At 61.7% G+C, this 12,797-nt stretch carries 11 protein-coding genes; 6 read left to right on the top strand and 5 right to left on the bottom strand.

The window, feature by feature from the left end; genetic code table 11:
- Positions 1-10: 10 nt before the first annotated feature.
- Entirely contained in the window at positions 11-622 is a 612-nt protein-coding gene (locus tag BMZ57_RS17030) for an FMN-dependent NADH-azoreductase (RefSeq protein ID WP_047543736.1), read from the bottom strand.
- Between the two features lie 125 nt (positions 623-747).
- Between BMZ57_RS17030 and BMZ57_RS17025 the strand changes: the two genes are divergently transcribed.
- Complete coding sequence (locus BMZ57_RS17025) at positions 748-1,656, top strand: LysR substrate-binding domain-containing protein (protein ID WP_010210630.1); 909 nt, start codon at positions 748-750, stop codon at positions 1,654-1,656.
- The gene (locus BMZ57_RS17020) at positions 1,653-2,009 is read left to right on the top strand and encodes an MmcQ/YjbR family DNA-binding protein (RefSeq protein ID WP_021491979.1); all 357 of its coding nucleotides are present in this window, start codon (positions 1,653-1,655) and stop codon (positions 2,007-2,009) included. The genes BMZ57_RS17025 and BMZ57_RS17020 overlap by 4 nt, the downstream gene beginning before the upstream one ends.
- 384 nt (positions 2,010-2,393) lie before the next feature.
- Here the strand turns inward: BMZ57_RS17020 and BMZ57_RS17015 are convergent, their stop codons facing one another.
- Together BMZ57_RS17015 and BMZ57_RS17010 are read right to left on the bottom strand one after the other, a co-directional pair.
- On the bottom strand, positions 2,394-2,777 hold the full coding sequence (locus BMZ57_RS17015) for a DUF1294 domain-containing protein (RefSeq protein ID WP_010210632.1): 384 nt from the start codon (positions 2,775-2,777) through the stop codon (positions 2,394-2,396).
- Positions 2,774-3,604: an undecaprenyl-diphosphate phosphatase gene (locus tag BMZ57_RS17010; protein ID WP_069673094.1), complete on the bottom strand. Its 831-nt coding sequence runs from the start codon at positions 3,602-3,604 to the stop codon at positions 2,774-2,776. Before BMZ57_RS17010 ends, BMZ57_RS17015 begins: the two co-directional genes overlap by 4 nt.
- A 218-nt stretch (positions 3,605-3,822) precedes the next feature.
- On the opposite strand from BMZ57_RS17010, the gene BMZ57_RS17005 reads away from it, so the two are divergent.
- From BMZ57_RS17005 to BMZ57_RS16995, 3 genes are all read left to right on the top strand, one after another.
- Positions 3,823-5,457 (top strand): methyl-accepting chemotaxis protein, encoded by a 1,635-nt coding sequence (locus BMZ57_RS17005; protein WP_021491978.1) that lies wholly within the window; start codon positions 3,823-3,825, stop codon positions 5,455-5,457.
- Between the two features lie 104 nt (positions 5,458-5,561).
- Positions 5,562-6,125, top strand: coding sequence for a nicotinamide riboside transporter PnuC (gene pnuC, locus BMZ57_RS17000; protein WP_069673095.1), 564 nt, complete (start codon positions 5,562-5,564; stop codon positions 6,123-6,125).
- Positions 6,122-6,640, top strand: coding sequence for an AAA family ATPase (locus BMZ57_RS16995; RefSeq protein ID WP_010210642.1), 519 nt, complete (start codon positions 6,122-6,124; stop codon positions 6,638-6,640). Before pnuC ends, BMZ57_RS16995 begins: the two co-directional genes overlap by 4 nt.
- 51 nt (positions 6,641-6,691) lie before the next feature.
- On the opposite strand, the gene ggt is transcribed toward BMZ57_RS16995, so the two are convergent.
- Positions 6,692-8,416 carry a gamma-glutamyltransferase gene (gene ggt / locus BMZ57_RS16990; RefSeq protein WP_010210643.1) on the bottom strand — a complete coding sequence of 575 codons (1,725 nt, stop codon included), beginning with the start codon at positions 8,414-8,416 and terminating at the stop codon, positions 6,692-6,694.
- 160 nt (positions 8,417-8,576) lie between these two features.
- On the opposite strand from ggt, the gene BMZ57_RS16985 reads away from it, so the two are divergent.
- Positions 8,577-9,224, top strand: coding sequence for a TetR/AcrR family transcriptional regulator (locus BMZ57_RS16985; RefSeq protein ID WP_042571188.1), 648 nt, complete (start codon positions 8,577-8,579; stop codon positions 9,222-9,224).
- A 41-nt stretch (positions 9,225-9,265) separates the two neighbouring features.
- On the opposite strand, the gene BMZ57_RS16980 is transcribed toward BMZ57_RS16985, so the two are convergent.
- Positions 9,266-12,793: a molybdopterin cofactor-binding domain-containing protein gene (locus BMZ57_RS16980; protein ID WP_069673115.1), complete on the bottom strand. Its 3,528-nt coding sequence runs from the start codon at positions 12,791-12,793 to the stop codon at positions 9,266-9,268.
- Positions 12,794-12,797: the final 4 nt, after the last annotated feature.

Raw genomic sequence — 12,797 nt, 5'->3', positions numbered from 1 at the left:
TACCTAAGCTTTACGCAGCCGCGAACAACTGTTCGTTGATCAGCACATTGGCGTCGCTCAGGGACTTGCTGCGGAACTCGTCGCCATACGCCAGGCCGTGGGCGCGGACGAACTCGATGTCGGTGATGCCAAGGAAGCCCAGCAGCACTTTCAGATAATCTTCATGGGCCACACCGGTCGCTTGGCCGACATGCAGGCCGCCCGACGTCGACACAACGATGACTTTTTTGTTGCCGCACAGGCCTTCCGGACCCGCTTCGGTGTAACGGAACGTCTGGCCGGCGACGGCGATGCGATCGATCCAGGCTTTCAATTGAGTCGGGATAGTGAAGTTGTACATCGGCGCGGCGATCACCACCGCGTCGGCAGCGAGGAATTCAGCCAGGGTCTTGGCGCTGAGCTCTGCTTCGTGCTGTTGCGCGGCATTGCGCTGGTCAGCCGGGGTACCCAGGGCGCCCAGGGTCGCGCCGGAAAAGTGGTTGAGGCCTTCGGCCGCCACGTCACGGTAGGTCACTTCCACGCCCGGCTCAGCCGCTTGCCATGCCTTGACCACACCAGCACTGAGCTGACGGGACGCCGAGTTGTCGCCGAGGATGCTGGAATCGATGTGCAACAGTTTCATGTGGGATCTCCGGTTGGGATCGTCAGGGGCGATCAGATGGTGGTGATGCTACGCATGAAACCAATAGCTGATAAGGCACCTGAAATGCGATAGTTTGTCCCACTGACAGGACAATAGGTTGACCCATGCAAGACCTCAACGACCTCTACTATTTCGCCAAAGTCGTGGAAGCCGGTGGCTTCGCTGCCGCCGGCCGGCTGCTGGGAATTCCCAAGTCGCGGCTGTCGCGGCGGATCGCCGAGTTGGAAGAACGCCTCGGCGCGCGCCTGCTGCAACGCACTACCCGCCAACTCACCCTCACGGCTGTCGGCGAGCGCTACCTGCGCCATTGCCAGGCGATGCTGCTGGAGGCGGAAATGGCCGATGAGGCGGTGGCCAGCATGTCCAGCGAGCCCCGTGGACGGCTGCGCGTCAGTTGCCCGGTGGGCATGGCCCAGCACATCTTGCCAGAACTGGTGGCTGGATTTCTTGCGGCTCATCCCCAGGTGCAGCTGGAGATGACCCTGGTCAACCGCCGTGTCGACCTGGTCGCCGAGGGCATCGATGTCGCCCTGCGCGTACGCGAACTGGGCGATGAAGACCCGCTGCTGGTCACCAAGCGCCTGCGCCAGGCCCAGACCGTGCTGGTGGCCAGCCCCGCGCTCATGCTCGGTCGCCACGTGGCGACCCTTGAGGATCTCAAACAGTTACCGATCCTCGGCGCGCTGGAGGCGGATCGCCTGGTGCATCAACGCATTCTCGACCCTCAGGGCAACGCCCACGACCTGGCGATGGAGGCTCGCCTGGGTATCGACGATTTTATCGTGCGCAAAACCAGCGCCATCATGGGCCTGGGCTTCACCGTACTGCCGATGATGTACTGTGAAGAGGAATTGGCTAACGGCCGGCTGGTGCAACTGCTGCCGGAGTGGTCCTTGCCTGGCGGCTGGCTGCAAGCGGTTTACCCGCATCGGCGCGGTGTGCTGCCGGCGATCCGGGCCTGGATCGACTACCTGGAAGAAGGCTTCAAAGGCTGTGGAGACCGCTTGCTATGAAAATGACCGAAGAACAAGTCGCCAGCTTCTGCCTGAGTCTGCCCGGCGCGCGGGAAGACTATAAATGGGGCGGTGTGCGCGTATTTTCGATTGCCGGCAACAAGATGTTTGCCCTGCAGAACCTGCGCGGTGAATCGCTGGCGTTCAAGGTCGATAAGGAACTGTTCCTCGGCCATGTGGACCGCCCAGGCATCCACCCGGCGCCCTACCTGGCGCGCGCGCAGTGGATCATCATGAACACGCCCTACCCGCTGGGCGCTGATGAACTGCGTGGCTTGCTCCAGCGCTCCCACCAGTTGGTGGTCAGCAAGTTACCCAAGCGCACGCAGATCGGGCTGTTGCTGGGTGATTGACGTGCTGTTGCCCCCTAGGTATCTACATCAATTTTCGGTGTTGCGCCGGCCTGTGGCGAGAGAGCTTGCTCCCGTGACGGCCTGATAGTCGCCCGAGACCTATCCGATGTAAATCGATCAATAGGTGGGAGCTGGCTTGCCTGCGATTGCGGACTCCAAGCCGACCATGCGCTTGAGTTGGAATGAGTACATATCCATTCCTGCGGTAACGGCTACTTAGGGTTCCGCCCTTACGGCGGCTCACTTTCGGAAAGCCCCAAAAGCAAGCAAAAGGTCTTCGCCCCACCACTCGGCACCTCGCCTAGGCTCGGTGAGCCCTCACTCCGGCTTGAATCCGTGGGCCGACGCAATGGGCCATCCTTGGCCCAGTGCGGATATCCGGGCCTAAAGCACTGAAACCAGTGTCCCCCCCAGAAACATCTGGTCCAGCCAGAACACTTGATGCAGCAGCACGATCACCCAGAACAGCACCTGGTAAGACACCTTGCGCGTCTTGTGGCGGAACACTTGCTGGGCAATCAACGCCCCCGGCCAGCCGCCCGCCAGTTCCACGGCGTGCAGGATGTTTTCCGGGGTGCGCCAACTGTCGGTACGGGCCTTACGCTTGTCACTCCAGTAGAGGAAGAACGCGATCACGCTGACAACGCCATAGGCCGCCAGCGGGATCACGGTCTCGCCGCGCTGCCATACCAAGATTGAACCCAGTAACGGCGCTGCGCACAGCAGCAGGAAGATCGCCGCCTTCAGGCGTGGATGCTGGATCATCATGCCTTCGCGGCCGCCCAGTCGATCCAGCCGAACTGCCAGGTCGCCAGGATCAGTAGGCCGAATGCAATGCGGTACCAGGCAAACACGGCATAGCTGTGGCTGGCGATGAACTTGAGCAGGCCCTTCACCGCAATCATCGCGAAGATGAACGAGGTCACAAAGCCGATGGCAAACACCGGCAAGTCCGCAGGCTGGAACAGGTCGCGGTACTTGTAGCCCGAATACACAGCGGCACCCACCATGGTCGGCATCGCCAGGAAGAACGAAAACTCGGTAGCGGTCTTGCGCGACAGGCCAAACAGCAAGCCGCCAATGATGGTCGAGCCGGAGCGGGAAGTCCCTGGGATCATCGCCAGGCACTGGGCCAGACCGACCTTGAGTGCGTCTTTCCAGGTGATGTCATCCACGGTTTCGGCATGCACTTCATGCTCGCGGCGCTCGGCCCACAGCATGATGATGCCGCCCACCACCAGCGCCGTCGCCACGGTGATCGGGTTGAACAGGTAGTGGTGAATCAGGTCGGCGAAAATCACCCCCAGCACCACTGCCGGCAGGAAGGCGATCAGCAGGTTGACGGTAAACCGCTGGGCCTTGCGCTGGGTCGGCAGGCCACTGACCACTTCGAAAATCTTGCCACGGAACTCCCACACCACTGCCAGGATCGCGCCCAGTTGGATGATGATGTTGAACGCATTGAAACGGTCGCCGGTAAAGTCGAGCACGTCGGCGACGATGATCTGGTGGCCGGTGCTGGAAATCGGCAGGAACTCGGTAAGCCCCTCCACAATGCCAAGAATCAATGCCTGTATGGCGGTCCAAAAATCCATGCTTCCCCCAAAGGTCTTGCTCTATGGCAAGCCTTGTTGATCTTTTTAATGGTTCACTGACGACAAGACGCGGTGTTGAGTTTCAACCCCGAGCTGCAAAAATCTTGTGAAATATCAGACAGTACTCAGGTTTTCCGAATGCAGGCCGAAAGCCTATCAGACAAGGCGGAAAAGTCGATGCAGCCCCACAATTATAAAAAGCACGGAGTGACAGGACCATGAACAGTTTGCGCAATATGTCGATCAGCCGACGCCTGTGGCTGATCCTGATAGTCGCCGTGCTGATGCTGTTGGCCCTGGGTATGCTGATGCTCAAGCAGATCCACGACGACCTGTACCAGGCCAAGCGCCAGCAGACTCAACACGTGGTCCAGACCGCCAGCGGGATCCTGACGTTTTATCACGGTCTCGAAACCACCGGCGTGATGACCCGTGAAGCCGCCCAGAAGCAAGCGTTGAGCGCGGTGCGTGGCTTGCGCTACGACCATGATGACTATTTCTGGATCAATGACCTCACTCCCGTGATGATCATGCACCCCGCCAACCCCAAGCTTGACGGCCAGAACCTCTCGGCCATCCGCGACCCCGATGGGTTTGCCGTGTTCAACGAGTTCGTGATCCTGGCCAAGGCCAAGGGCGCCGGCATCGTCAACTATCGCTGGCCGAAACCGGGCGCCGAAGCGCCGGTGGCCAAGACCTCGTATATCCAACTGTTCGAACCGTGGGGCTGGATCATCGGCTCCGGCGTGTACGTAGACGATGTGCAGGCCGAGTTCAGCAGCCAAGTCTGGAAAGCCTCGTTCATCGGCCTGGCTATCGCGCTGGTGATGGCGCTGCTGGTCTCACTGATCGCCCGCAGTATTGTGCGGCCGTTGCAAGCTGCAGTGAACGCCATGGGCAACATCGCCAGCGGCGAAAGCGACCTGACCCGCAGCCTCGACACCCATGGGCAGGACGAAGTCACCCAACTGTCCCGGCACTTCAACAGTTTCACCGCCAAGCTGCGCCAGGTAGTCGGCCAGTTGCAGGTGTGCGCCAACGCCTTGGGCCAATCCTCGCAGGAGCTGGGCAGCAACGCGACCCAGGCCCATGACCGTAGCCAGCAACAGTCCCAGCAGATGGAACTGGTGGCCACCGCCATCAACGAAGTCACCTACGGCGTGCAGGATGTGGCCAAGAATGCCGAACACGCCGCCAGCGAAATGCGCGACGCACAGGCCCAGGCCCAACAAGGGCAGGTGAATATCGACAGCAGCCTGCAGCAGATCGATCAGCTCTCCGGCACCATCAGTCAGGCGGTGGAAGTGATTCGCACCCTATCGGCAGAAAGCACCCAGATCGGCAGCGTGCTCGAAGTAATCCGCTCGATTGCCGACCAGACCAACCTGCTGGCCCTTAACGCGGCCATTGAAGCAGCACGCGCTGGCGAGCAAGGGCGTGGCTTCGCCGTGGTGGCCGATGAAGTGCGACTGCTGGCCCAGCGCACGCAAAAATCCACCGCCGAGATCCAGGGCATGATCGAGCGCTTGCAAGGCCACTCGGAAGCGGCGGTCAAGGTGATCAGCGACAGCCACAGCGCCTCACAGCTGACCATCGAACAAGCCGGCCAGGCCGGCGCCAGCCTGACCGCCATCGGCGAGTCACTGCGCAACCTCAACGGCCTCAACGCCTCGATTGCCAGCGCCACCCTGCAACAAGCGCATGTGGTGGAGGACATCAACCAGAACGTCACCGAGGCGGCCGGTTTGTCCCACAGCACGGCATTGGCGGCGGAGCAGTCGAGTGTGGCGAGTGCGCATTTGCGTGGTCTGAGCGAACAACTCGACGGCCTGCTGCGTCAATTCAAGGTCTGATCCGGGGGGGAGCGGGCTAGCCCCGCTCACCCCATCAGTTAATTCCTACGCCAATCTTCTTTCGTTACAATCACTGCCCTCTCCCATTCTCCCAAGGAACCACCATGTCCGGGCTTGAACTGTTCGCCGCCGCCCTCGGGGTGATCGCTGTGTGGCTGACCGTCAAGCAAAACCCCTGGTGCTGGCCCATCGGCCTGGTGATGGTGTTGCTGTACACCTGGGTGTTCTTCGACGTGAAACTCTATTCCGACATGCTGCTGCAAGTGGTTTACGCCGCGTTGCAAGTCTACGGCTGGTGGCAGTGGACCCGTGCCGGCGAGGTCAAGCAAGGACGTCAGGTCACCAGCCTCGGTGTCCCGGCGATCATGGCCAGCCTGGCGGTGGGCGCAGTCGGTAGCCTGTTGCTCGGTGCCGCCATGGCCCAATGGACGGATGCTGCCCAGCCCTGGCTCGACGCCGCCCTTACCGGCTTCAGCCTGGTAGCGCAGATGTGGATGGCGCAGAAACGCGTGCAGTGCTGGCCACTGTGGATCGCCGTGGATGTCATCTTCGTCGGGCTATTCCTCTACAAAGGCCTGTACCTCACCGCCGCGCTCTACGCGCTGTTCACCGTGATCGCCGTGCAAGGCTGGCGCGAATGGCGCGCCGACCCGGCGTTGCACGCATGAAAGTGGTGGTACTGGCGGGCCCCGAATCCAGCGGTAAAAGCTGGCTGGCGGCGGAGTTGCAGGCGCATTTCGGCGGGTTGATGGTGGGTGAATACGTGCGTTATTTCATCGATCACCATCAACGCGACACTATCCTGGCGGACATCCCGGCCATCGCCCGTGGCCAGATGGCCTGGGAAGACGACGCCCGCGCCAAGCAGCCTGAACTGTTGATCCTCGATACACATCTGCTGACCAACAAGCTCTGGAGCCAGACCCTGTTCGGCGCCTACCCGGCCTGGCTCGACAGCGAACTGCTGGCCCGCCACTACGACCTGCACCTGTTGTTGTCACCGGAAGATGTGGAATGGACCGCCGACGGCCAACGCTGCCAGCCGGCACTGGCGGACCGCCAGGCATTTTTCCAGGAAAGCCTGGCGTGGATGCAGCAGCATCAGGAGACGGTTGTGGTGATCCGAGGGGACTGGGAAGCGCGTCGGAAAGCGGCATTCGCCGCAGTCGATAAAGTGCTGTAGGGGCGAGCTTGTGAGGTTTCGCGAGCACGCCCCTACAGCGATGAGCAGCGTTTAGTAGCCCAGCGACAGGCCCGTGTTGCGACGCGGGTCATTTGCGCCGTAGAAACGGTTGTTACCCACCGGCTTGCCTCCCAGGGACGGCGCACCGACCAAAATCGCCGCCAAGTGGTTGGCATCCTGCGGACCGGCAAACGTGTGGCCCCAGCTTTCGAGGATCTTCTGGGTGTCCGGGCTCACCGCGAAGGTTTCAAGGTTGGTGGTTTCCGGCATCCATTGCTGGTGGAAACGCGGCGCGTCCACGGCCTCCTGGATGTTCATCTTGTAGTCGATGACATTCAGGATCGTCAGCAAAGTCGCGGTAATGATGCGGCTACCGCCAGGCGTACCGACCACCATCACCGCCTTGCCGTCCTTGGTCACGATGGTCGGGCTCATCGACGACAGCGGTGCCTTGCCTGGAGCGATGGCGTTGGCTTCACCCTGGACCAGGCCGTACATGTTCGGCACGCCGACCTTGACGGTGAAGTCGTCCATTTCATCGTTGAGGATCACCCCGGTCTTGCTCGCCATCACGCCCGCACCGAACCAGTCGTTGAGGGTATAGGTGACCGACACCGCGTTGCCCCACTTGTCGACGATGGAATAGTGGGTGGTGTTGTTGCCTTCATGGGGCGACACGCCCGGCTTGATCGCCTGGGAGTCACCGGCTTTTTGCGGTTCGATGGCGTCGCGCAGTTTCGCCGCGTAGTTTTTGTCCAGCAGGTGCTCGATCGGGTTCTTCACGAAATCCGGGTCGCCAAGGTAGCTGTTGCGATCCACGTAGGCATGGCGCATGGCTTCGATCTGGTAGTGCAGGCCCTGGGCCGAGTGATAGCCAAGGTCAGCCATCGGGTAGCCTTCGAGAATGTTCATGATCTGGCAGATCACCACGCCGCCAGAGCTTGGAGGCGGCGCCGAGACCACATGGTAGCCACGGTAGTCGCACTCGATAGGCGCCAGTTCGCGGGTCTTGTACTTGTCGAGGTCCGCCTGGGTGATGATGCCCTTGCCGGCCTGGCTGGAATCCACCAATGCCTTGGCGACCCACCCTTTATAGAAACCGTCGCTGCCCTTGGCCGAGATTTCCTTGAGGGTCTTGGCCAGGTCTTTCTGCACCAGTTTCTGGCCGACCTGCATCGGCTGGCCGTTGTGCAGGAAGATCCCGCGCATGTCCTGGTCTTTCTCGAACTCGCCGGTTGCGGTGTGCAGCAGGTCGATATCACCCTGCTCCAGCTCGAAGCCGTTTTCCGCCAGTTTGATCGCCGGGGCGATGACTTGGGCGCGCTTGAGAGTGCCGTATTTGCTCAGGGCCAGCTCCATGCCCGAGACGGTGCCGGGCACGCCCACGGCCAAATGGCCCTTGGCGCTGAGGCCTTCGATGACATTGCCATCTTTGTCCAGGTACATATTGGCGGTGGCTGCCAGCGGGGCTTTTTCGCGGAAGTCAAGGAAGGTCTTGCGCCCGTCCGCCAGTTGCACGGTCATGAAGCCGCCGCCGCCCAGGTTACCCGCCGCCGGGTACACCACGGCCAGCGCGTAGCCCACGGCCACCGCCGCATCGACCGCGTTGCCGCCGGCCTTGAGCACATCCACGCCCACATGAGTTGCCAAATGCTGGGCCGTCACCACCATGCCATTTTCACCGCCCACCGGGGCCTGGGACGCGGCTTGCACACCACTGACCGTCAACACCAGAGCGGTGGCAATCAAGGTACGGCTGAAGGGTTGGTATTTCATCCATGGCTACTCTAGTTATTGAGACGCACCAAAATAGCCCGCCGCGGATTTAATCCCCAGCGCAATGGCGTTTTTATTACAGAACTTGTCGGTCATAGAACGGACGCGAAAAACCCCATGCTATATTTCGCGCCCTGACTGTCGTGCAAGGCGCTTTGATATGGCGATCAAGAAAACCGGTATCCGCGCCCAACAGGCTGACCAGACCCGCGCGCGTATTCTCCAGGCGGCGGTCAAGGTGTTCACCCGCGACGGTTATTCCGGCGGGCGGGTCGACAGCATCTCCAAGGAAGCCGACTCCAACGACCGCATGCTCTATTACTACTTCGGCAGCAAGGAACACCTGTTCGTCTGTGTGCTGGAGCACACCTACGAGCAGTTCAACCACGCTGAAAGCAAGCTCAAGCTGAACCTCGACGCACCGGAGCAGGCGTTGCGTGACCTGGTGGCATTTATCTGGAATTACTACGTCAAGCACCCGGAATTCGTGGCGATCCTCAGTATCGAGAACCTGCACCAGGGCAAGCATGCCCGGCAGTCCGGCGAGATGCGGCGGCTGTCGGGTGAAGCGGTAGGCGTGCTGCGGCCGATCATCGAGGCGGGTCAGGCCCAAGGCGTGTTTCGCCGGGATGTGGACCTCAAGCACGTGTATTTGATGATCGCCTCGCTGTGCTACTTCTATAACTCCAACCGCCACACGCTGAGTTCGTTCCTGGGCGAAGACCTGGCGGAAAAGGCGCAGCAGCAGGATTGGCTGGGGTTTATCAGTGATTTGGTGGTGCGGGGTGTAACACCGATTCCGCTGTAGCAAGCCAGCGCCCCCATCTGCTCCTCATAGGCCTTGAACGATCAGTGCGTACCGGGATTGGCGCGCAGGTGGGCAACCTTCTGTTCCAGCCCCTTCCACTGCGGCGCATTCGGCGCAAATTGCGCGCGCAGATACGCCGCCAGATCCGCCACCTGGCTATTGGACAAACTGTCCTTGAACCCCGGCATGTAACCCAGATCCTGGGTCGCCGGTTTGCTGATGCCTTGCAGAATCACCTTGATCAAATTATCCGGCTGGTCGCTGTGCACGTTGGTGTTGGTGGCCAACGACGGGCTCACCCCAAACAGTTTCGGTCCCAGGCCATCCGCATGGCAGGCCTTGCATGCACCTTCGAACACCCGACGGCCATCGGGATTCGGCACATTGGCCGCCGCAACCAACGGGGCTTCGGCCGCCGCATCACCCTTGAGCGACGCCAGGTACACCGCCATCGCACGGATATCCGCCTTGGGCAGTTTCGACAACTCACTCACCACCGGCCCCATCGGGCCCGCTGCCACGCCATGGGCATCGGAATACCCGGTGCTCAGATAGGTAAACAGTTGGTCCTCGGTCCACGGCGTCGACGCCTTGGACAAGCCGTTGAGGGCCGGAGCCTCCCAGCCATCAACCGTACCACCGGCGAGGAACGACTTGCCGCCCTTCTCCGCTCCCGTCAGGTTACGCGGCGAATGGCAGGCGGCGCAGTGGCCCAGGCCGTTGACCAGATAGTTGCCGCGGTTCCATTGTTCGCTGCGCTCAGGCTGCGGCGAGATCTCGCCACGCCGCAGGTTCAGGGCATTCCAACCTGCCATCAACGGCCGGATATTGAACGGAAAGCGCATGGCATTCGGCGTCGGCGCCTGGCTCACTGGCACCTGGGACATCAGGTAGGCATACAGCGCCTGCATGTCCGCCTCATTGATATTGCGAAACGCCGTATAGGGAAACGCCGGGTACAGGTTGCGCCCGTCTCGACCAATGCCGTCACGCATCGCTCGCTCGAACGCCGGGTATGACCAGGCGCCGATCCCGGTCTTCACATCCGGGGTGATATTGCTGCTGTACAGCGTGCCGAACGGCGTCTGCATCGCCAGCCCACCGGCATTGGTCGCGCCACCAGGCGCCGTATGGCACACCGCGCAATCGCCCACCGCCGCCAGCAACCGCCCGCGCTCCAGGGTCGCCTTGGACCAGGTGCCGGCGCTGGGTGGCGCTATCGGTGGAATTTCAGCGTGGAACGGCCAGGCCGTCGCCAGCACCGCGCCCAAGGTGGCAAACAGTGCGCCGAACCACCACTTCCGGCGTTTCTCAGGCGACTTGGCTGGCTCGCCCAGGGTGCCCGCATTCAATGCTGCCAGCACGCGTTCCGGGGTGATCGGCAGCTCGCGAAAACGGATGCCGGTGGCGTCATAGATCGCGTTGGCAATCGCCGCCGCACTGGGTACCGAGGCCGACTCACCGGCGCCCATGGGCGGCTGGTCCTGGCGCGGCATCATCATCACGTCGATCTTTGGCACTTCGGGGAACGTCAGGATCGGATAACCGCCCCACTCCTTACTCGCCACCGTCGACTCTTCAAACGTCACCCGCTCCTTCAACACACGGCTGGTGGACTGGATCACATTGCCGTGGATCTGATGCTGCACCCCGTCTGGGTTGATCATCATTCCCGAGTCATGCCCGATCACGACGCGGGTCACCGACACATCGCCGGTCTGCTTGTCGATCGCCACATCCGCCACCCACGCCGCCCAGGCCGCGCCGAAACCGGGGAACTTGCTGTGAATGTAACGCGCGTAGGCAAAGCCACGGCCACGCAGCAGATGGTCGTCGCTGGCGGTTTGCATCGGTGCGGTGCGCGGCGTCCAGTTGGCACGTTCGGCGGTGGATTTCACCAGGTCTATGGCGCGCTCGTCCTTGAGGTAGCGCAGGCGGTATTCCACCGGATCGACGCCAGCGGCGAAGGCCAGTTCATCGATATAGGACTCGTGGGCAAAGGTGTTGGGCAAGGCCGATACGCCACGCATCCATGAGGCGCGCACGATGGGCGCCATGTCGTTGATGGTCACGCGCATAGTGTCGATGTCATAGGGCGGAATCGAGGTGCGGTCGCCCATTTCGAACATCGCCGCCACCGGTTCCACACGTCCCGTCAGCAGCAATGCCAAAGTCGGTGCGCCATTGGACGGATAGCTGGTCTCAAAGTCGTAGGCGGCGATGCTGCCGTCGGCGTTGAGGCCACCGTCGACATCCATCAATTGTGCAGTGCCCTTGGGCTCCCACAGGTGTTCCTGTTCGCGGGTCAATTGCACGCGCACTGGTTTGCCGACGGCACGGGAGAGCAGCAAGGCATCGGCACACACATCGTCGGCGCAATTGCGCCCGTAACAACCGGCGGCCTCCATGCGAATCACATCGATCAGCGCTTCATCACACGCCAACAACCACGCCAAGTCGGCCCGTAACAGGTGCGGGTTCTGGCTGCCCGACCACACCCGGCTGCCGGCTGGCGAGTAATCCGCCACACCGCAGGAGGGGCCGATCGACCCGTGCATCTGGTACGGCCAGAGATAACTGCGCGGCATGCGTTGGCTCGCGCCCGCCAGGGCTTCGTCGACATTGCCCTGATCCAGCACGGTGCGGCGTACGCGGGGATTGTCGCGGATAGCCTGTTCGACATCCGTCATGTCCGGTAACCCGTGGTTCCAGGGTTTCCAGTGCACCTGCAATTCACTGGCGGCCTTGACGGCCTGCTCTTCACGCAGTGCAACCACGCCGACAAAATCCCGGATCACCACCACCGCGACGATGCCGGGGATATGGGCTATAGACGATTCATCCACACTCAACAGGCTGTTGCCGACAAAGTCGCCGCAATCGAGCCCTGCGTACGGTGGACGAATGACCCGGCCATGGAGCATGCCCGGCACGCGCATATCGTGCACGTAAGTCAGCTCGCCAGTGGCTTTGCCGGGGATATCCACCCGAGCAGCGCCCTTGCCCACCAGGCGATAGTCCTCGATGGGTTTCAGCGGCGCATCACCGCTGATGCGCAATTGGTCATGCTGACCGCTGACCAGTTCAGCATACGTCGTGGTACGCCCGTCTGCAGCGTGGATGACGCCGGCGTCGACCTTGAGGCTGGCAGTGCTGACACCCAGGCGCCCCGCCGCCCGCGCCAACAGGAAACGCCGCGCTTCGGCTGCCGCATTACGCAAGGGCACCGCTGATATCTGCAGGGTCGCACTGGCAATGGTTGCCCCCTGGTTGGGCACGCGCTCGGTATCGCCGAGCACCATCTTTACCTGCTCCATCGTCAGGTCCAGCTCTTCGGCGACGATCTGTGCCAGCGAAGTGCGGATACCGGTGCCCAGGTCCACATGACCATTGAACGCGTACACCAAACCATCATCGTTCACCGCAATAAACAGCCCCAGCTCCTTGGGCTTCACCGTAGGCGTGCCGCCCTTGGCCACCGGCCCCGAAGGCGGCAGGACATCGTCGATGATCAACAAAACGCCGGTCTTGGCCAGCCACTGGTCACGGGAAAGGGAAGTGTCGGTCATGGTC

The organism is Pseudomonas simiae (assembly GCF_900111895.1).
Taxonomy (GTDB): domain Bacteria; phylum Pseudomonadota; class Gammaproteobacteria; order Pseudomonadales; family Pseudomonadaceae; genus Aquipseudomonas; species Aquipseudomonas simiae.
The sequence above is the reverse complement of the archived record's forward strand: the minus strand, read 5'-3'. Positions and strand labels throughout refer to the sequence as shown.